Annotated in this window: 1 pseudogene; it reads right to left on the reverse strand. The window is 55.3% G+C overall.

What is annotated here, in order from left to right:
• Positions 1 to 406, reverse strand: a pseudogene (locus K6118_RS17195) (hypothetical protein); the annotation flags it as partial.
• Positions 407 to 472 lie beyond the last annotated feature (66 nt).

Consider the following 472-nt stretch of genomic DNA (forward strand, 5'->3'; position numbering starts at 1 on the left):
TGCGCGTCTTCTCAGACTTCGGCTTCGGGCGGGTCGGATACCGGAAAATCTGGTTTGGGAAGCCGCGGACATTGGGGTTGAACTGGCGAAAATACACCTCCAGCACCGGTGTCGTAGTCTGCACTCCATGACAGATTCTGAAAATATCCTGCCCGAAGCCTGAGAGAAATTTGTCCCGAACCTCGCCAGGAAGGAGATCGACATGGTCGTCGAATTCAACGACCACCAGCCAGCCCCTAGCCATGGATTGCTTGACCAAGCTCCAGCCCTGCTCCCTTCTAAACACTGGACGCTGAAGGATGAGGACATTGATTGTGCCGTCGCTGACACCCGGAATAACAGACGTACGGCTATAGGTCCTCATACCGCAGCCGATAGCGGCAAGCGCTTCGTTCGGGTCGTCCACTCGCACAGTCATGTGATCGGGGCTCAGGGCACAGGAAACGATGTTGAAATCGTGGAACACGCTTTT

It is taken from the genome of Kordiimonas marina (assembly GCF_023006325.1).
Classification (GTDB): Bacteria; Pseudomonadota; Alphaproteobacteria; order Sphingomonadales; family Kordiimonadaceae; genus Kordiimonas; species Kordiimonas marina.